Genomic DNA, 17,825 nt, shown 5'->3' with positions numbered 1-17,825 from the left:
AATATTCGTCGTCGCGCGCCCGCAGCGGTCGCGAACTGCCTTGTCCGCGGCCGTCGGCAGAGGTCAACCAGGGCTAGCGACAGTCGGGTGCCAGAGGTGCGGCGGTGCCGCGGCGCAGGAGCCGCCCGCTGTGACCGCACGGTACGGCCCGCGCCAGGCACCGCGTCGAAGCCCGGATCGGGCGCGGTCCGTGCGCGTGCGACGAAGCGCCGAATTGGCATTGCATAACGCGCTGTGATGTTCGCTAGGTGGCGATCGTAAATCGTTACGTAGAGCCATTTCTGCTGTCGCGTGCGCGAAATTCCTTTCGGGTTTGCGGTGGTTCGTCACGACCGGGACGGGCGCTGTGCGATGACCCGGCGGCGTGGTTCTATATGTAGAACATGTTCTAGTTCTGTGTGAGGAGTGCGACGTGCAGCTCTCGTTCGAGGATCGGACGTACCTGATCACCGGTGGCGGCAGTGGCATCGGGAAGGGAGTGGCGGAGGGTCTGGCCAAGGCCGGCGCCAACGTGATGATCGTGGGCCGCGGCGCCGATCGCCTGGCCGCTGCGGCCGACGAGATCAAGGCCGCCGCTCCCGCGGGCCAGGTGAACTACGAGCCCGCGGACGTCACGAACGAGGACCAGATCGCCGCTGTCGTCGACGCCGCTACGGCGTGGACCGGCCGGCTGCACGGGGTGGTGCACTGCGCCGGCGGCTCCCAGACCATCGGGCCGATCACCCAGATGGATTCCGACGGCTGGCGTGCGACCGTCGATCTCAACATCAACGGCTCGATGTACGTGCTCAAACACTCGGCGCGGGAAATGGTCCGCGGCGGGGGCGGCTCGTTCGTCGGGATCTCGTCGATCGCGGCCAGCAACACCCATCGGTGGTTCGGACCGTACGGCGTGACCAAGGCTGGCCTCGACCATCTGATCAAGCTGGCCGCCGACGAACTCGGGCCGTCCTGGGTGCGGGTCAACGGGATCCGGCCCGGCCTCATCCGCACCGAGTTGGTTCAGATGGTTCTCGACTCCCCGGAGATCAGCGGCGATTACCGGGACTGCACGCCGCTGCCGCGCCCTGGCGAGGTGCAGGATGTCGCCGACATGGCGATGTTCCTGCTCAGTGATGCCGCCCAGTGGGTCACCGGTCAGATCATCGGCGTCGACGGCGGGCAGAACCTGCGCCGCGGCCCCGATTACACGGCGATGCTCGAACCCGCGTTCGGGGCGGACGGCCTACGCGGAGTGGTCTGAGGTACCGGCGTCACGCGCCGCGAGGCTGCCCACCGCCGACCAGTCCAGGTGCTCCCCGCCGCCGGCGAGTAGGCGCAGGAAGCGGTCCCGCAACAGGCTGGCGATCGGCAGCGGCACCCGCAGCTCCTCGGCCGCGGCCAGCACCAAGCCGATGTCCTTGTGCCCGAGCGGCGCGGCGAAGCCCGCCGGCTCGAACTGCTCACCGGCGATGAGGCCGCCGTAGGTTCGGTACACCGGCGCCGAGAACAGCGTCGAGGTCAGGATGTCCAGATACTGGTGCTTGTCGACGCCGCCGCGGTCCACCAGCGCCATGGCCTCGCCCAGTGACTCGATCACCGAGCCGATCAAAAAGTTGCCGCTGAGCTTGACCAGGTTGGCGGCCGACGGATCGTCGGACACCACGAAGGTGCGCTGGCCGATCGCGTCGAACACCGGCGTCACTGATGCCACGACCTCGGCGGGCCCCGCGGCGACGACGAACAACGCGGCGGCGGCGGCGGCCTCCGGCCGGCCGAACACCGGGGCGCTGACGAACCCCTGACCGGCCGCCTGGTGGGCCTGTGCGAGGCGGTTGGCCAGTGCCACGCTGATGGTGCTCGAGGAGACGTGGACGGTCTCGGGTGCCGCCGAGGCCAGCACGCCGCCGTCGCCGAACACCACCGCCTCGACCGCCCCGTCGTCGGCGAGCATCGTCAACACCGCGTCGCCCGTGCAGGCATCGGCGATGCTGTCGGCGGCACGCGCGCCCGCCTCGGCCAGCCTGTCCACCCTGGCCCGCGAGCGGTTGTAGACCGTCACCTCGTGTCCGGCCTTGATCAGATTGGCGGCCATGCCCGCGCCCATGTTGCCCAGTCCGATGATTCCCACGCGCATGGTTTCCATCGTGCTGGTGCGTGGCGGCATTAGCCAATCGGATGCGCAATCGGGGCGGGCCGGGCTGGTCAGTTGACGCAGGGCACCCCGCCGCCGTCGATTGGCGCGCCCTGGTCGGGGGTGGGGGTGGTGGTGACGTCGTACCAGCTCTGCATGGTCGAGGTCGCCGTGGCGTCTTGGGGCTGCGGTTGCTCGACCGGAATGTCGTAGCCCTCCCCGAGCATGACGCGGACGTGGTCGCCGGCCAATGCGGAGCTGGCCTGTGGCGCGTTTTCCACTCCGAGCAGTGCGGCCACCGATTGGGCGTCGGTCTGTGCGCCGGGCCCGTAGGTCACCACGGTGTCGATCGGCTCGCCCGACTGCCGGTCGCGGATCTCCTCGACGGTGTAGTCGTGCTTGCCTAGCAGTGCCGCGGCCTCGGAGGCCAGCCCCGCGGTCTCGCTGGCGTTGACGACGCTGACGACGGTCTGCGGGTTGGGCGGTGGAAGTTGTTGAGCCGCGACGGTCGGCGTCGATGTCGCGGCCTCCCCGCCGATGGCGCGGGCGATCTCGGCGCGGATCTTGGCGGGGTCGACGATGTTGACGTCCTGGCCGTTGACGTTTTCGTAGCGCACCACCGGCAGCGTCCGGAACTCGACGTCGCCGCCCGCGAGCGCGGCCATCCGGCGGAACTGGTCCTCTCCCCACCCTTCGGAGAGCACGATGTCCTGACGCGCCACCGCCATCAGCCGCTTGAACTTGTCCAGGTCGGCGAACGATCCCGAAGCCTGCAGTTCATGCATCACCGACAGCAGGAAGGCCTGCTGGCGATGGGTCCGATCGAGGTCGCCGTTCTCCAGCCCGTGCCGCTGGCGCACGAATGCCAGAGCCTGGGAGGCGTCGAGGCGCTGCCGCCCGGCCGGGAAGTCGGCGCCGGAGTAGTCGTCGTGCACGGCGTGCAGCAGACAGACCTCCACGCCGCCGAGGTTGTCGGCCAGGTGGTAGAAGCCCGCAAGGTTGACCTCGGCGAAGTAGTCGATGGGCTGGCCGGTGAGGTTGCGCACCGCCCGCAGGGTCGCCTTACGGCCCGCCTCGCGTCCGGCTTGCTCGAGTGCGGCGCGGTCGCTGACGCCCTCGTCGACCAGTTGCTGCTCGGTCTGGAACTTTGTCAGGCCGTAGGCCTCTTTGATCTTGATGTGGCTGTAGCCCTTGATTCCGCTAACCGCGACATAGTCGTCGCGGGGGATGGAGAACGCCACGACCCGGTCGTCGGCTCCGATGTGGACGAGGATCAAGGTGTTGGTGTTGTAGCCACCGGAGTCGGAGTCGCCCGCGTGCAGCTTGTCGAGTACCGCATCCGGTAGTTCGTTGCCGTCCTGGTCTTTGCGGGAATCAAGCCCGATCAGCAGGATATTTATCGCGCCACCGCTGGACCTCGGCTCGTCGGCGCCCAGGGCTTGCGACACGGTGATGCCGCTGAGCATCCCGTGCGCCTGCGAGTACGCCAGTCCGGTGATCATCAGCACGACCACCGAGACCACGGCGAGCAGCGAGCGGCTGACGATCCGGGCCGCGCGCCGCCCTGTGCCGGACCGGCCGCGATGGCGGCCGTGGCGGCTACCCGCAGCGGCCGCTGGCGCAGGCGGCGACGGATCCATGCTCGACAGTATGCGGGCAAAGGCTGGTGCGGCCCCAGCGAGGCCGGCTCCTGTTGCACCGAATGCCCACGCGCCACCTGCGTGACAAGTACTGTCCTGCAGATCACTGCGCGCGACAGCGGCGGGAGGCCGGCCATGCGGACACGCGATCACCGCTGGACAGCGGCACTCGTCTGCGCTGGTGTCGGTGCCGGTGGACTACTCACCGCGCCTGCGGCGCAGGCCGACTGCGTCTCCGGCGGAGGGTCCACGGTGTGTGCACAGGGCGAGGTGCGCGGGGCCGATGGCCCGCCCGGTCCCGTCACCAGCGGGCCCTACGTCCCCTATCCCTGTGACTACGACCCGTACTGCTTCGACGGTGGCTTGTCGATCATTTTCGACCCCGGCGACGGTCCCAACCCGCCGCGGCCCAACCCGCCGCGGCCGCGGCCGCCGCGACCGACTCCGCGGTAGTCCCCAGCGCTACACCGCTATGCTGAGCGCATGCTTAGCAAGACGGATCCTGGTGCGATCCGGTGAAACCGGCGCCGTTCGCCTACCACCGGCCGGACAGCGTGGCCGATGCAGCGGTGCTGCTCACCGAGTTCGGTGATGACGCCAAACTCCTCGGCGGCGGACAGAGCCTGGTGCCCATGCTCGCCATGCGTCTGGCCTTCTTCGACAACCTGATCGACATCTCTCGGCTCGCCGAGATGAAGGGCATCGAGGAGCGGGGCGACACGCTGTGGATCGGTGGTGGCACCACGCACGCTGTCGTCGGCGCCGACGAGAACGTCCGGGCGAGGGTCCCGCTGCTGGCCCGCGTGACCCCGTTCATCGGTCACTTCCAGATCCGCTGCCGCGGCACCATCGGCGGGTCGATCGCCCACGCCGATCCGGCCGCCGAGTATCCGACTGTCGCGCTGGCGCTGGACGCCACCATGGAGACGGTGTCGACGTCGGGACGCCGCGAGATTCCGGCCGGTAAGTTCTTCGCCGGCGTCTGGGAGACGGCGATGGCTCCCGACGAGGTGCTCGTCGGCATCCGCTTCCCGATCTGGTCGGGCCGGTGTGGTTTCGGCGCCGAGGAATTCGCCCGCCGCCATGGCGACTTCGCGATCGCCGGCGCGGTGGCGGCCGTCGAACTCGGTGCCGACGACCGCGTGCGCCGGTGCGCTATCGGCCTGTTGGGTCTGAGCGCAACGCCACGCCGTGCATCGGCCGCGGAGTCGGCGATCACCGGTCGCGGGGTCGACGAACTCACCGCCGAGGACGTCGGGGAGCTCGCGATGACCGGACTCGACGACATCCCGGCCGATCTTTCCGGTTCGCCCGGCTACCGGCGTCGGGTCGGTGCGGCGATGGCCGCACAGGCATGGCAGGCGGCGGTCAAGGAGGCGCGTGATGCATGAGCGTCCGGTTCGGTTGTCGGTCAACGGGATTGCAGTGCAGGCTACGGTCGAGCCGCGACTGACCCTGGCCGACTTCCTGCGTGAGAGTTGCGGTCTGACCGGTACCCACCTGGGGTGCGAGCACGGTTCGTGCGGCGCCTGCACGGTATTGCTCGACGGGGTAGCGGTGCGCTCATGCCTGGTGTTCGCGGTGCAGGCCGAGGACGCCGAGGTTTCCACCGTCGAGGGGGTGGCGTCGGCCGACGGTGAGCTGTCGCCGGTGCAGGCCGCCCTGCGTGATTGCCACGGCCTGCAATGCGGTTTCTGCACACCGGGATTCGTCATGTCGATCACGGCGCTGCTGCGCGACAACCCGCATCCCACCGACGAGGAGATTCGGGAAGGACTGTCCGGCAATTTCTGCCGCTGTACCGGTTATCAGGGCATCGTCAACGCGGTGCGCCAGATTTCCGAATCCGGTTCGGCGCCTTCCTAACCCGCCGAGTCCGCTGTCGCCGCCTCGATCAGCGCGACGATCTGGGCCGGGCTGGCGGGCAGCCGGGTGACCGCGACACCGAGTGGGGCCAGGGCGTCGTTGATCGCGTTGATCACCGCGGCCGTCGAACCGATCGCGCCGCCCTCACCGCAGCCCTTGTAGCCGCCGACACCCGGACCGGGCACCTCGACGTGTCCGTATTCGATCGCGGGCACATCGGTCGCGGTGGGCAGAAGATAGTCGACGAAGGTGGTGGCCAACGGGTTTCCGTCGTCGTCGTAGACCAGGCTTTCTAGCAGTGCGCCGCCGATTCCCTGTGCTGTCCCGCCGGCGATCTGGCCCTCGACGATGGTGGGGTTGATCATCGGTCCGACATCCTCGCTGACGATGTAGCGCGTCAGGGTGACCCGGCCGGTGGTGACGTCGACCTCGCAGGTGCAGGCGTGGGTGGCGTTGGCCCAGTGGACCATGGTCTGCGAGGTGAATCGGGCGGTCGCTTCCAGGGTGGCGGGCATCCCCGGCGCCAGTTGCCCCGGCTCGTAGTACGCGCGGTAGGCGATGTCGGCGAACGTGACCGCCCTGGCCGGATCGTCGCGCACCGTGGCGCGCGAGCCGCCGAGCTCGACGTGTTCCTCGTCGGTTCCGAGTAAGTGGGCGGCCATCGCCACCAGCTGCCGCCGCACGATCGTGCCGGCGTCGTTGACGGCACCGGCGGTCATCGGCCCGCTGCGGCTGCCCTGAGTCCCGGCCCCGTATGGGGTGACCGCGGTGTCGCCCTGGATCGTCGACACGTCGGCGATGTCGGCACCGAGGACGTCGGCGGTGAGCTGGACGACGGTGGTCTCGATGCTGTTTCCGCTGGAGCCGCCGTTGACATAGACGTTGATCTTGCCGGTCGGTTCGATGCGGATGGTGGCGCCCTCGGTCGCCAGGTGCCCGGTGGCCGCACCCGTCGGTTCGATGTAGGCGGAGAAGCCCAACCCGAGGTAGCGGCCCTGGGCCAGCGCCTCGCGCTGCTCCTTGCGGAAGCCTTCGTGGTCGAGGATCTTGACGGCCTGCTCGAAGGTGTCCATCGGTGCGACGTGGTCATACGGCATGCCGTTGGGGTTGACGTACGGCATCTCGTCGCCGCGCAGCAGGTTCTTGCGGCGGAGCTCGACCGGATCGATCCCCATCTTGCGGGCCGCGATGTCGAGAAGGATCTCCCGCGTGAGGGTTTCGTACTGCCAGGGCCCGCGATAGGCGGCCAGACCACTGGTATTGGTGAACACCGTCTTATAGCTGAAGCTGGCCTTGGGCACCCGGTAGGGGCCGGGGAAGAACATCCCGATGGCGGCGGTGGTCAGAACCGGGTACGGCGTCGGGTAGGCGCCGACGTCCTGGATGAAGTCGATGTCGACGACGGTGATCGCGCCTTCGGCGTCGAAGGCCATCCGGGCGGTCCCGTCGACGTGGCGGGCTTGCCCGGCCGACATCAGGTTCTCCCTGCGGTCCTCGATCCATTTCAGCGGCCCGGCGACCTTGCGCGCAGCCAGCAGGATGCACATGTCTTCGCGCATCGGGACGACCTTCTGGCCGAAGCCGCCGCCGGTGTCGCGGGCGATGACCCGGACGCGCTGCGCTGGGATGCCCAGCAGGCGGGCGGCGAAGGCACGCAACTCGTGCGGGGTCTGGGTCGACGCCCACACGGTCAGCTCCTGGGCGGCGGCGCCCCACTCGACGACCAGGCCGCGGGTTTCGATCGGCACCGGTACATGGGTCTGCTGATAGATGCGCTCGGTGACCACGAACGCCGCACTGTCGAAGGCGTTCTCGTCGGGCGGCGCACCGGCGAGGCCGCCGGCCACGTTGTCGGGGTAGGCCTCGTGAACGACGGCCACGTTGTTCACCGCCCGGGTGAGATCGGCGATCGCGGGCAGTGGGTCGTAGTCGACGTCGACCAGGTCCAACGCGTCCTCGGCGATGTAGCGGTTCTCGGCGATGACGACCGCGACGGGGTCGCCGACGAACTTCACCTCGCCTTCGGCCAGGGGTGGGCGTGGAGTGTCGGCGACGTCCCTGCCCGCGACGGCGTGCCAGGCCTGCCTGACATCGGGGTTCAGGTCGGCCGCGGTCAGCACCGCATGTACGCCGGGCAGCGCCAGCGCCGCCGAGGCGTCGATGCGGCTGATCGTGGCGTGGGCGAACGGGCTGCGCACGAAGCAGGCGTGCAGCATGCCGGGCCGGACGATGTCGTCGACGTAGGTGCCGTGCCCCGTGAGCAGCCGGCTGTCTTCCACCCGGGGGAGCCGGGTCCCGGCGTAGCGGGCGGCGGGTGCGGTCATGGCGTTCGCTCCAATGCGTTGTCGGCGAGCCGATTCACGACCGGCTAAGCAGCCGCTCAGCAGAGCGTACTCAGTGCGGGCCGATGCGTCACGGGGTGTCGGGCAGCCCGCACAGCCGGCGCACCGCCGCCAGTCCGTCCGCAGTGCCCGGCCAGTGCCGGGTCAGTGCCTGCGGGCCTGCCGTGCGTGACACCCACCGCAGCACCAGGGCGGTGATGATGACGTCGTCGGCGAACCCGATCACCGGCAGAAAATCCGGAATCAGGTCGATCGGCGAGGCGATGAAGGCCAGCAGCACGATCAGCGCGACCCGAAGGCGCCGCGGCAGCGCCGGATCGGTGGCCAGGCGTTTGAGCAGCCGCAACACATCGGGTAGCAGCCGAAGCATGTCCTGGATGCCGACATCGTCGGGTTTGGCGAGCCACAGCGTCACCGCGAGCGCCAGCCAGATGACGGCCAGCGCGGCGGCGATACCGACCGGGATCATCCACCACTGCTCGACCACGGCGCTCCTGTTCGTATCGTCGAAGGATGAGCGTATGGCCGACACCGGACAAGCCCGGCCCCGGACAGGAATCGGTGTGGGACTACCCGCGGCCGCCGCGGCTGGAGGACTTCTTCGGATCCATCACCGTCGAACTGGGTGGCCAGGTCGTCGCCTCGACCACCCGCGCCTGGCGCGTGCTCGAGACCAGCCATCCGCCCACTTACTACCTGCCGTCCGACGCGTTCGCTCCGGGCGTGCTGCGCCAAGCCGCCGGTTCGTCGTGGTGTGAATGGAAAGGACAGGCCCGCTACTACGACGTCGTCACCGACACCGCCGTCGCGGACCGGGCGGCGTGGACCTACCCCCGCCCGACGCCCGGCTTCGAGCCGATCGCCGGTGCGATCGCGGTGATGGCGGCGCAGATGGACCGCTGCACCGTCGACGGGGAGACCGTCCTGCCCCAGCCCGGCGGGTTTTACGGCGGGTGGATCACCGGCCGGGTCGTCGGCCCGTTCAAAGGCATCCCGGGCTCGATGGGCTGGTAATACCCAGAAGTCGCCCGCACGCCGAAACGCGGATGAAACATATTCGTCGCATTGGTGAAACACTGCGCCGACATTCTCGTCGGGACCGTCGAAGGAGCCGGACTTGGATTCGATCGATCCCGCCGCCACCGCCTGGCTGCTGGCCAGCACCGCGCTGGTCCTGTTGATGACACCGGGATTGGCCATCTTCTACGGCGGCATGGTCCGCACCACCGGCGTGCTCAACATGATCATGATGAGCTTCATCGCCATTCCCCTGGTGACCGTGACGTGGCTGCTGGTCGGGTACAGCCTGGCGTTCTCCGGAACCAGCCTGGGTGGGGTGATCGGCGACCTGTCGCACATGGGGATGGCCGGTATCGGCCCGACGACCGCGCACGGCTCGGTTCCCGAGCTGTTGTTCGCCACCTTCCAGCTCAGCTTCGCGATCATCACCGCGGCCCTGGTCAGCGGCGCGATCGCCGATCGAGCCAAGTTCGGTGCCTGGATGGTTTTCGTGCCGGTGTGGTCGATCGTGGTGTATTCGGTTGTCGCGCACTGGGTGTGGGCGCCCGGCGGCTGGCTGTCCAAACTGGGGGTACTCGACTACGCGGGCGGGCTGGTGGTCGAGATCGTCTCCGGCGCCTCGGCGTTGGCGCTGGCGTTGGTGCTGGGCCCGCGGATCGGGTTCAAGGTGGACGCGATGCGGCCGCACAACCTGCCGTTCGTGCTGCTCGGGGTAGGGCTGCTGTGGTTCGGCTGGTTCGGCTTCAACGCCGGGTCCGCGCTGGCCGCCGATGGCACGGCCGCGGCTGTCTTCCTCAATACTCTGGTGGCGGGCTGTCTGGGCATGCTGGGCTGGCTGGGCGTCGAACAGGTCCGCGACGGTAGGCCCACCACCTTCGGTGCCGCCTCGGGCGTGGTCGCCGGGCTGGTGGCGATCACGCCGTCGTGCGGCACCGTCAACACTCTCGGGGCGGCGGTGGTCGGCGTCCTGGCGGGGATCGTGTGTTCCTTCGCGATCGGGTTGAAGTTCCGGTTCGGCTACGACGATTCCCTCGATGTGGTCGGGGTGCACTTCGTCGGCGGCGTGGTCGGTGTCCTTCTGATCGGCTTCTTGGCCACCGCGGTGATGACCGGCGGACCCGAGGGGTTGTTCTACGGCGGCGGGCTGGCCCAGCTGGGCAAGCAGGCGCTGGCGATCGCCGTCGTCGCGGCGTACGCCTTCGCGGTGTCGTTCGGGCTGGCCAAGCTGATCGACCGCACCATCGGCTTCCGGCTCAGCCCGGAGGACGAGACCGCCGGGGTGGACTTCACTCAGCACGCCGAGACGGCGTACGCCGAGGGTGTGCACGGCCATCAGCCGCTGCGTCGCCCGCTGTTCGGTGAGCAACGGCCACGACCCGAATCCGGCGGGGAGTGACGTTGGCCGGGGTCGCCTGAAATCGGCTCGCATCCAAACGGTGCCGGCGCCGGGGCCGCTTGAAAACCTGGGTGTTCCGCCCAGCCCCGATTGGGTTTTGGCGATCACAGATATGGGGTGTTCGGCCATTCGCCGGTGGGGATTCGTCGACGGCATGCGCGGCGACGCGCCACCCGCGAATATGACTGTCTACCTGACTTTTTCGTGACCGGATAGCGAAAGTGAGCCGCTGGAGTTACTGCCGCTTTCTGCGGCGCAGGAACATCACGCCGACGAAGAGCAGAACCGACGTCGGCGTCTGAGGAACCATCGTGTAGCCGAGATCCTGGAGAATGCCGATCTCGACGGCACTGAGCGTGCGAACTCCCACCCCGGTGGTGGACGCGGCATTCATCAGCTTCTGCGCGGTTCCGGTGAACGTCGTGTCGTCCAGATGTGACATGGAGCTGCCCGACTCCCACGGGCTGGGCGTGTACAGCGGCACGGGTCCGCCGTAGGCCGCCTCCGCGTTGGTGCCCCCGAAGTACAGCCCGCCGTTGCCGCCGGTGAGGTTCGAGTTGTAGGTGGTCTTCCAGGTCGACCCGTTGAACACTGAGGTTCCGTTCGAGGTCACGATGAAGCTGTCGAACGTGGTCCGCGTCGGTTCGGTGTTGTTGCCGGCGCTGTCCACCACCGACAGGAAGCCGAACGTGTGCAGCAATTCGTGCATCGCGGTGGCCTGGAAGTCGTATTGGGCACTGCTGACCGTGCTGTAGCCCCAGCTGTAGCCGAAGTTCCAGTCGATCGCGCCGTCCGCAGCCGCACCGTTGGAATCCACTCCGGTCAAGATCTTGTTCTGCACCACGGTCGGGAAGAACCCACTGCCGTTGCCGGTCAGATCACTGCCCGCGGAAGCCAGCGTCGACCCACCCAACGAGTATTGGCCGGTGACCGAGTAGGTGATGGTCACATCGTGGGTGGCGACGAAATCACTCGACAGGTAGATCGCGGTCGACTCCAACGACGCGCGCGCGGCGCTCGACCAGAACTGCGACCCGCTTCCGTAGCTGAAGTCGAAGGTGATTCGGGGGGTGCCGGCGGGCTGCTGGTAGACGCCGACCGCCGCCCAGGTGCTGGGTGCCCGGAACCAGTTGAGCAGGTTGATGTGCAGCCCGGTGTCGACGGCGGCAACGGTGAAGGAGTCGATGCAGGTGGTGCTGCACTGCCCGTCCGGCGTGGGGGTGTAGGTGTACGTGCCATCCGAATTGAGTGTCACGGTGCCGTAGTGCGCCTGCTGGGTCAGTTTGTAGACCAGGTGGTCGCCCTCGGGATCGGTCGCCTCGATGGCGCCGGTGATCGGACCGGTCGTCTGGCCGGTGAGCTGAACCGGGGCCACGGTGGGCGCTTCGTTGAAGAAGCTACGGCGCACCAGCAGCGCGGCTCCCTCGAAGAGTCCCTGGATCGAGCCGACGAAGCCGGTCAGCACGTCGGCGGGTGACGCCTGTGCGCTAGCCGAAGGCAGCCGCAGCGCGGTCACGGTCGTCGTCGCCGCTGTCGTCGCCGTGGTTGCGGCCGCTGTTGTTGTCGCCGTCGCCGTGGTTGCCGTCGTGGCGGTAGTGGTTGCCGTGGTGGTGACCGACGCCGGCTCGGTGTCGTCCGTGGTCGCCGTCGCCGTGGACTCCTCGGCCCGGGTGGCCGCCGACGTCACAGTGCTGGTGGCCGCCCTGCTCGACCGGGCCTTGGTGGTGGTGGTGGTGGACGCTTCGGTGTCGGCGGTATCGGCGGTGGTGCTTGCCGCAGCAGCCTTACGAGCCGACCCACCGGTGGTCGTGGCTGTCTTCGCCGACGAGCTGAGGCTGTCGTGCGCGGGCTTGGCGCCCCTGGCGGACCTCGCCGTCCCCGCTCCCGATTTCGCCGGACCTGCCGACACCGACGAGGAATCCTGGTCGGGGCTGTCCGCACCGGCAATAGCGACGGCAGGCCAGCTCAATGACAGTCCGAGGGCGAACGCCGCCGCACCGATTCGCGCACCGCGATGCGTACTCGCCACCATGCACCCCCCTTACCGTCAGTTTCGGTATCGACCGTGAGGTGGGTGGAGCCTGGCCGCAACCCCCCCGGTCGGGGTGCCTGACCGCGATGACGGCCGGGCACCCGTTTGCTGTTCTAGCGAATCCTAGGCCTAACTGGGTCTGCAAGAGGACGTTTGCCCGCGATGTCAGCAGTTGCCTGATCGTTTCCTTTTTGGGCCCGAGTAGCGGCAGTCGGTTTCCGCGTCAGCGGGTTTTCCTTCGGCGCACGAACACCAGCCCGACGAAGAGCAGAACCGAGTTCGGCGGGTCGGATGCCATGCGGTAACCGAGATCCTTCATGATTGCGATTTCGATGGGGCTCAATTTCCTGACCCCTTTTCCGCTGGCGGAGACGGCATTCATCAGTTGTTGGTTGGCCCCGGTGAACGTCTTGTCGTCCATGTGGGATACCGAACTGCCGTCGTCCCACGGGTTGGGCGTGTAGAGCGGGACATATCCGCCGTAGACCGCGACGGCATTGGGGCCGCCGAAATACAGGCCGCCGTTTCCACCGGTCAAGTTGGCGTTGTACGCGGTATTCCACCGGTAGTTGTCCCCGATGACGTTCGTGCCGGCAGAGGTGACGATGTAGTGATCGAACGTGGTCCAGTTCAGGTCTGTGTTGTTTCCGGGACTGTCGACGAAGGACAGGAACCCGAAGGTGTGCAGCAACTCGTGCATTGCGGTGGACTGGAAGTCGTACTGCCCGCGATGAACCGAGTCGCCGTATGCCCAGATATTGCCGAAGTTGCACGAGATGACGCCGTCGGGCGCTGATCCGTTGGCGTCCACGCCCGTCAGGATCTTGTGCTGTACGACGGTCGAATAGAACCCCGGGTCGGAGCTGATGGTGTCGCTGTCTGCGGAGGCCAGCGTCGAACCCATGTACGACCATTCCCCGGTCACGGTGTAGGTGAGGGTGACCGGCTCGGTGACGGTGAAGTAGGTCGACAGGTAGATCGCCGTCGACTGCAGCGCGGCGCGGGCGGCGCTGGACCAGAGTTGGGAACCGGACCCGTAGATGAAATTGAACGTGATCCTGGGGGTGTTGGTGGCGTCCTGGGTGACCGAGACGACGGCGTCGGTGCTCGGCGTGCGGAACCAGTTGAGCAGGTTGACGTGAGGGCCGGTGTCGGTTGCCGCCACGGTAAAGGCGTCGACACCGTTGAATCCGTCGCCCGGGGTGTAGGTGTAGTTACCGGCGGAATCGATGGTGACGGTGCCGTAGTGCGGGGCCTGGCGCACGGTGAAGGTGATCTTGTCGGCCTCGGGGTCGGTGGCTTTGATCGTGCCGGTGATCGCTCCGGTGGTCTGTCCGCTCAGCTGGACCGGGGAGACGGTGGGTGCCTCGTTGAACAGGCTGCGACGTACCAACAATGTCGTGCCCTCGACGAGCCCTCCGAGGGTGTTGACCAGACCGGTGACCTTGTCGGGCACCGGCGACACCCTGACGTTCCCGGTCGGCACGCGCAGTGCGGTGAGACCCGACGCGGCGGTGTGCGGGGCAGCCGATGCAGGGGTGAGGATGTCGGTGCGAGCGGGCGTCTGCGCGTTCCCGGCTTCGACCGACCCGGTGGCCTTGCCACCCGGGCGCGCCGCAGCATGGCCGGTCAGAACCGTGGCGCGGTCGGCGGAAGCCACCCGGATCTGCAGCGAGGTGACCGGCGATGTCGACGGCCGTGACGAGCCGCCGGAGACAGATGCCGAGGGCTTTGCTGCCTTGGTGCCGGCATGCGTGGGTTTGGCCGTCCGAGCTGAGCGCGCGGTCCCGCCGCCTGGCTTCGAGGGGCCGGCCGACGCCGAGGAGGACTCGTGACCCGTGGTGTCGGCGGCGGCCACTGCCGCCACTGGCCACCACGTCAGTGCCAGTCCGAGGCCAAACATCGCCGCACCGGCTTGCGCACTCCGCCAGACATCGCTCATCGAGCACCGCCTCCGCTTACTTCGGTGCTGCCTTGACGTTGGCGAACGTCGCCGCAACCCCCCCGTCCCAGCACCGATAAAGCGCGCCCAGACACCCTGATGGTCTCTTCGCTAACCCTGTGCCGGATTGCCGCCGGACAAAACGTACCGGCAAGAAGTCGGAATCGCCACCAGGACGGCACGCTGAGAGCCCTGTGCGAACGCCCAGCGCGGCGCGCATTGCCGTGCTGGTCGCGGCACGTCTGGACGTGAGGGTGCCCTTTGCTGGCCCGTCGTCCGGAGTGGGACGCTTTCGGACTGCCGGGCGGCCAGGGCCGTTCATTGAATGCTCGGGCGATTGTGTTGTCAGCCAAAGGTTCTCGTCGCAGCCGAGCTGTCCGAGGACACCGGGACAGCGCAATCACGAGTCGGGAGACATTCGCATGCGCTAGCTCCGAGCACGTCTGCGCCGAATCTCGTGGTGGCGCGGCGATCTCGGTGCCAGGTCCGCTTCCCATGCATCGCCTGTTCGAAGGAGAGCCGAGGTTCGGTGTGCCGACTGCGCGTCACCGGAGGCCCCGGTGAGGCCGCAGTGGGGACGGCGCGCGGCGTTCTGGGCGCGTTTGCTGGTGAGAAATGGCGACGGATGACATGGTTGGCCCATCGCCGTGGGATCCCCGCCGCGCGAGGCCTTTCTGTAAGTGCCCTTGGACAGTCTGGGGCAGGATCGCTGAGATTCAGGGTCGACGTCGCACATCGTGTGGGGTGTTGGCACCGCGCTGCCAGCGGGAGATGCTGGACTGATCGATACCAATTGCGGCGGCAGTGTCTTTCTACGGCGCGTTGCCAGTCACCATCACGACGTACTGCCACCACATCGCATCCGCCACCGGGACAGGCTATTGCATCGGCCCCCATCGCCGCGGTTCGTCGCTTGTACGTATGTCGGAGGTGCGGATGACGGTTCTGACCCGAAGACGTTTTCTCGGTGCCACCGCCGGTGTGGCGGTCGGGGCTGTCTGCGCGGGAGCATTCTGGCTGGAGACAAGCCGCACGCACCGCAGCCACCACACCGCCATCGTGATCGGCAGCGGCTATGGCGGCGGGGCGTCGGCGTTGCGGCTCGGCCAAGCCGGTATCGACACTCTGCTTCTGGAGAAGGGCAGCTGGTGGAACTCTCCGGATCAGGACGGCAAGAGGTTCTCGAAGATGTTGGCGACGGTCGCAATAGTGGGCGGTCTGGCCATCAACACCGCCCACGAGTGGGGACACAAGCGCGAAACGGCGGAGAGATGGCTGAGCAAGATCGCGCTCGCGCAGACCTGCTACGGCCATTTCTTCGTCGAGCACAATCGCGGACACCACGTGCGGTCGCCACCGCCGAGGATCCCGCGAGCTCACGGATGGGTGAAAGTCTGTACAGCTTCATTCCGCGGTCGGTGACAGGCGGTCTACGTTCCGCCTGGTGCATCGAAACCAAGCGCCGCGCCCGGATCGGCAAGTCGCGGTGGACACTTAGGAACGACATCCTCAACGCCTGGCTGCTGAGCATCGCTGTGTTCGCCGGGCTTTGTATGTGGTTCGCGCATCCGCGCCGTCGCTACCAGGCGCTGCGTCACAACGCAGAGGCGCCCCAACTCCCGCGCGGATACAGCACCATGTTGCTGTTGGCGATGTGTCCTCCGCTGTGGCGCCGTGTGATGGATCCACGTGTACTGGCCCATTACGGCGGTGACATCGGATTGGCGGCGCTGAGCCCGCGCCAAGAAAAGCTGTGGAGCCCCCTGTCAGGATTGAACTGACGACCTACGCTTTACAAGAGCGTTGCTCTACCACTGAGCTAAGGAGGCGTGGCCGGCCCGAAGGGCTGCAACCGCCTAACAGAGTATCGCCTCACTGCTCGTCGTCGATGACCAACCGCTCGCTGGCGACCCGTTCCGGACCGAGGGTGCGCGGTGTGGTGTGGCGCCGGCGGCCGGGGATCGGGATCCGGTCGGCGATGTTGCTCAGCGGGTTGACCACCAGGCTCAGTGTCGTGACCGCCTCGCGCAGCGTCTCTATCGTCGGCGCCAGCGCTTCCAGTCCCGGGGCCAGCCGGTTGAGGGTGTCGGCCACGTCGGCCAGCTGCTCGAGCGGGCCGTTTCGCGCCGTCAGCTTCTCCACTAGGCCGCCCTCGGCCAGCAGCCGATCGGCGAGCCCGTCCTCGCCCAGGATTCGCTCGACCAGCCCGTCCTCGTCGAGCAGCTGGTCGACCAGGCCGCCCGTTGCCAGCGCGCGTTCCAGGCCGCCGCCCTCGGCGGTAAGCCGGTCGAGCACCCCGTCGGGTGCGGTCACCCGGTCGATCAGCCCGCCGGGGCGCATCAGCCGGTCCAACGGGCCGTCCGGTGCCAGTGCGCGGCCCAGCGGTGCATCGTCGTCGAGCAACTGGGCGAGCTTGTTGGCCCGTGCGACCGCGTCTTCCAGGCCGAACATCTGGGCCACCGAGTTCGGCGACGCGGCCGCTCCGGGTTCACCGAGGGTCCGCCTGGTGAGGTCGACACCCATCTTGGCGACGTCGAGCCCTGCCTCGGCCGCGGCCAGCCCCACCCGCATCGGTGTGGTCGCGATCCCAACCAGGGTCTTCGCCAGGTCCATCGCACAAGTGTATGAGCGGGAATAACGCGACCGGCGGTATCGGTTAAAACCGAGCAGAATCAATTCACAGGAAGCCCACAGCTTGCTTGCAGCGTGGTTTCACCAAGGTAAGAGGAAATTGTCAGCATGGCCGCACCCGCAATTCCCGAAACCAAACCCGAGGCGCGTGTCCTCGTGGTCGACGACGAGACCAACATCGTCGAACTGCTGTCGGTGAGCTTGAAGTTCCAGGGCTTCGAGGTCCACACCGCCTCCAGCGGACCCGCCGCCCTGGACCGCGCCCGCGAGGTCCGCCCGGACGCGGTCATCCTCGACGTGATGATGCCCGGCATGGACGGCTTCGGCGTGCTGCGCCGGCTGCGCGCCGACGGGATCGACGCCCCGGCGTTGTTCCTGACCGCCCGCGACAGCCTGCAGGACAAGATCGCCGGGCTCACCCTCGGCGGCGACGACTACGTCACCAAGCCGTTCAGCCTCGAAGAGGTCGTCGCTCGGTTGCGGGTCATCCTGCGGCGGGCCGGCAAGGGAGTGGAGGAGCCGCGCAACTCGCGACTGGTGTTCGCCGACATCGAGCTCGACGAGGACACCCACGAGGTGTGGAAGGCCGGCGAGCCGGTGTCGCTGTCGCCGACCGAGTTCACCTTGCTGCGCTATTTCGTCATCAACGCCGGCACCGTACTGAGCAAGCCGAAGATCCTCGATCACGTCTGGCGCTACGACTTCGGCGGTGACGTCAACGTGGTCGAGTCCTACGTCTCCTACCTGCGCCGCAAGATCGACACCGGCGAGAAGCGCCTGCTGCACACCCTGCGCGGGGTCGGATACGTCCTGCGGGAGCCGCGGTAATCGCCGCGCGGCGTA

At 67.8% G+C, this 17,825-nt stretch carries 15 protein-coding genes, 1 tRNA gene and 1 pseudogene; 9 read left to right on the top strand and 8 right to left on the bottom strand.

The window, feature by feature from the left end; genetic code table 11:
- Window positions 1-412: 412 nt before the first annotated feature.
- Complete coding sequence (locus ACXDF8_RS08570) at window positions 413-1,243, top strand: SDR family oxidoreductase (protein WP_457222824.1); 831 nt, start codon at window positions 413-415, stop codon at window positions 1,241-1,243.
- Here ACXDF8_RS08570 and ACXDF8_RS08565 read toward each other — a convergent pair.
- Together ACXDF8_RS08565 and ACXDF8_RS08560 are read right to left on the bottom strand one after the other, a co-directional pair.
- Entirely contained in the window at window positions 1,226-2,125 is a 900-nt protein-coding gene (locus tag ACXDF8_RS08565) for an NAD(P)-dependent oxidoreductase (protein ID WP_457223048.1), read from the bottom strand. The genes ACXDF8_RS08570 and ACXDF8_RS08565 overlap by 18 nt on opposite strands.
- 59 nt (window positions 2,126-2,184) lie before the next feature.
- Window positions 2,185-3,753, bottom strand: a complete 1,569-nt coding sequence (locus ACXDF8_RS08560; RefSeq protein WP_457222823.1) for an LCP family protein — start codon at window positions 3,751-3,753, stop codon at window positions 2,185-2,187.
- Window positions 3,754-3,888: 135 nt separating this feature from the next.
- Here ACXDF8_RS08560 and ACXDF8_RS08555 point away from each other — a divergent pair, with 135 nt between their 5' ends.
- From ACXDF8_RS08555 to ACXDF8_RS08545, 3 genes are all read left to right on the top strand, one after another.
- Window positions 3,889-4,206, top strand: a complete 318-nt coding sequence (locus tag ACXDF8_RS08555) for a hypothetical protein (RefSeq protein ID WP_457222822.1) — start codon at window positions 3,889-3,891, stop codon at window positions 4,204-4,206.
- 62 nt (window positions 4,207-4,268) lie between these two features.
- Window positions 4,269-5,144, top strand: a complete 876-nt coding sequence (locus ACXDF8_RS08550; protein WP_457222821.1) for an FAD binding domain-containing protein — start codon at window positions 4,269-4,271, stop codon at window positions 5,142-5,144.
- Entirely contained in the window at window positions 5,137-5,619 is a 483-nt protein-coding gene (locus ACXDF8_RS08545; protein ID WP_457222820.1) for a (2Fe-2S)-binding protein, read from the top strand. The genes ACXDF8_RS08550 and ACXDF8_RS08545 overlap by 8 nt, the downstream gene beginning before the upstream one ends.
- On the opposite strand, the gene ACXDF8_RS08540 is transcribed toward ACXDF8_RS08545, so the two are convergent.
- Both ACXDF8_RS08540 and ACXDF8_RS08535 read right to left on the bottom strand, forming a co-directional pair.
- Window positions 5,616-7,943, bottom strand: a complete 2,328-nt coding sequence (locus ACXDF8_RS08540; RefSeq protein WP_457222819.1) for a xanthine dehydrogenase family protein molybdopterin-binding subunit — start codon at window positions 7,941-7,943, stop codon at window positions 5,616-5,618. The two genes, ACXDF8_RS08545 and ACXDF8_RS08540, sit on opposite strands and share 4 nt — an antisense overlap.
- Before the next feature lie 88 nt (window positions 7,944-8,031).
- Complete coding sequence (locus ACXDF8_RS08535; RefSeq protein WP_457222818.1) at window positions 8,032-8,448, bottom strand: YkvA family protein; 417 nt, start codon at window positions 8,446-8,448, stop codon at window positions 8,032-8,034.
- 26 nt (window positions 8,449-8,474) lie between these two features.
- On the opposite strand from ACXDF8_RS08535, the gene ACXDF8_RS08530 reads away from it, so the two are divergent.
- Together ACXDF8_RS08530 and ACXDF8_RS08525 are read left to right on the top strand one after the other, a co-directional pair.
- Window positions 8,475-8,975, top strand: a complete 501-nt coding sequence (locus ACXDF8_RS08530) for a DUF427 domain-containing protein (protein ID WP_457222817.1) — start codon at window positions 8,475-8,477, stop codon at window positions 8,973-8,975.
- Window positions 8,976-9,078: 103 nt separating this feature from the next.
- Window positions 9,079-10,377, top strand: coding sequence for an ammonium transporter (locus tag ACXDF8_RS08525; RefSeq protein ID WP_457222816.1), 1,299 nt, complete (start codon window positions 9,079-9,081; stop codon window positions 10,375-10,377).
- Between the two features lie 235 nt (window positions 10,378-10,612).
- Here the strand turns inward: ACXDF8_RS08525 and ACXDF8_RS08520 are convergent, their stop codons facing one another.
- Window positions 10,613-11,893 carry a cadherin-like domain-containing protein gene (locus ACXDF8_RS08520; protein ID WP_457222815.1) on the bottom strand — a complete coding sequence of 427 codons (1,281 nt, stop codon included), beginning with the start codon at window positions 11,891-11,893 and terminating at the stop codon, window positions 10,613-10,615.
- 25 nt (window positions 11,894-11,918) lie between these two features.
- Between ACXDF8_RS08520 and ACXDF8_RS08515 the strand changes: the two genes are divergently transcribed.
- A complete protein-coding gene (locus tag ACXDF8_RS08515) occupies window positions 11,919-12,446 on the top strand; it encodes a hypothetical protein (RefSeq protein WP_457222814.1) in 528 nt (175 codons plus the stop codon).
- 186 nt (window positions 12,447-12,632) lie between these two features.
- Here ACXDF8_RS08515 and ACXDF8_RS08510 read toward each other — a convergent pair whose 3' ends face one another.
- Window positions 12,633-14,351 (bottom strand): cadherin-like domain-containing protein, encoded by a 1,719-nt coding sequence (locus tag ACXDF8_RS08510; RefSeq protein WP_457222813.1) that lies wholly within the window; start codon window positions 14,349-14,351, stop codon window positions 12,633-12,635.
- Between the two features lie 1,197 nt (window positions 14,352-15,548).
- Here ACXDF8_RS08510 and ACXDF8_RS08505 point away from each other — a divergent pair.
- A pseudogene (locus tag ACXDF8_RS08505) lies at window positions 15,549-16,132 on the top strand (alkane 1-monooxygenase); the annotation flags it as partial.
- Here ACXDF8_RS08505 and ACXDF8_RS08500 read toward each other — a convergent pair.
- Window positions 16,106-16,180, bottom strand: a tRNA-Thr gene (locus tag ACXDF8_RS08500). The pseudogene ACXDF8_RS08505 and the gene ACXDF8_RS08500 overlap by 27 nt on opposite strands.
- 43 nt (window positions 16,181-16,223) lie before the next feature.
- Window positions 16,224-16,964 carry a hypothetical protein gene (locus ACXDF8_RS08495; protein WP_457222812.1) on the bottom strand — a complete coding sequence of 247 codons (741 nt, stop codon included), beginning with the start codon at window positions 16,962-16,964 and terminating at the stop codon, window positions 16,224-16,226.
- 126 nt (window positions 16,965-17,090) lie between these two features.
- Here ACXDF8_RS08495 and ACXDF8_RS08490 point away from each other — a divergent pair, with 126 nt between their 5' ends.
- A complete protein-coding gene (locus tag ACXDF8_RS08490; RefSeq protein ID WP_457222811.1) occupies window positions 17,091-17,810 on the top strand; it encodes a response regulator transcription factor in 720 nt (239 codons plus the stop codon).
- Window positions 17,811-17,825 lie beyond the last annotated feature (15 nt).

The sequence above is a fragment of the Mycolicibacterium sp. CBM1 genome (genome assembly GCF_054073305.1).
Note: the sequence above shows the minus strand (reverse complement) of the source record. Positions and strands in the feature narration are given on the sequence as shown.

Excerpts from the sequence above, each read along its gene's own strand:
- ACXDF8_RS08565 (WP_457223048.1), bottom strand. The coding sequence starts at position 2,125 with ATGGAAACCATGCGCGTGGGAATCATCGGACTGGGCAACATGGGCGCG.
- ACXDF8_RS08560 (WP_457222823.1), bottom strand. The coding sequence starts at position 3,753 with ATGGATCCGTCGCCGCCTGCGCCAGCGGCCGCTGCGGGTAGCCGCCAC.
- ACXDF8_RS08555 (WP_457222822.1), top strand. The coding sequence starts at position 3,889 with ATGCGGACACGCGATCACCGCTGGACAGCGGCACTCGTCTGCGCTGGT.
- ACXDF8_RS08545 (WP_457222820.1), top strand. The coding sequence starts at position 5,137 with ATGCATGAGCGTCCGGTTCGGTTGTCGGTCAACGGGATTGCAGTGCAG.
- ACXDF8_RS08540 (WP_457222819.1), bottom strand. The coding sequence starts at position 7,943 with ATGACCGCACCCGCCGCCCGCTACGCCGGGACCCGGCTCCCCCGGGTG.
- ACXDF8_RS08530 (WP_457222817.1), top strand. The coding sequence starts at position 8,475 with ATGAGCGTATGGCCGACACCGGACAAGCCCGGCCCCGGACAGGAATCG.
- ACXDF8_RS08510 (WP_457222813.1), bottom strand. The coding sequence starts at position 14,351 with ATGAGCGATGTCTGGCGGAGTGCGCAAGCCGGTGCGGCGATGTTTGGC.
- ACXDF8_RS08495 (WP_457222812.1), bottom strand. The coding sequence starts at position 16,964 with ATGGACCTGGCGAAGACCCTGGTTGGGATCGCGACCACACCGATGCGG.
- ACXDF8_RS08490 (WP_457222811.1), top strand. The coding sequence starts at position 17,091 with ATGGCCGCACCCGCAATTCCCGAAACCAAACCCGAGGCGCGTGTCCTC.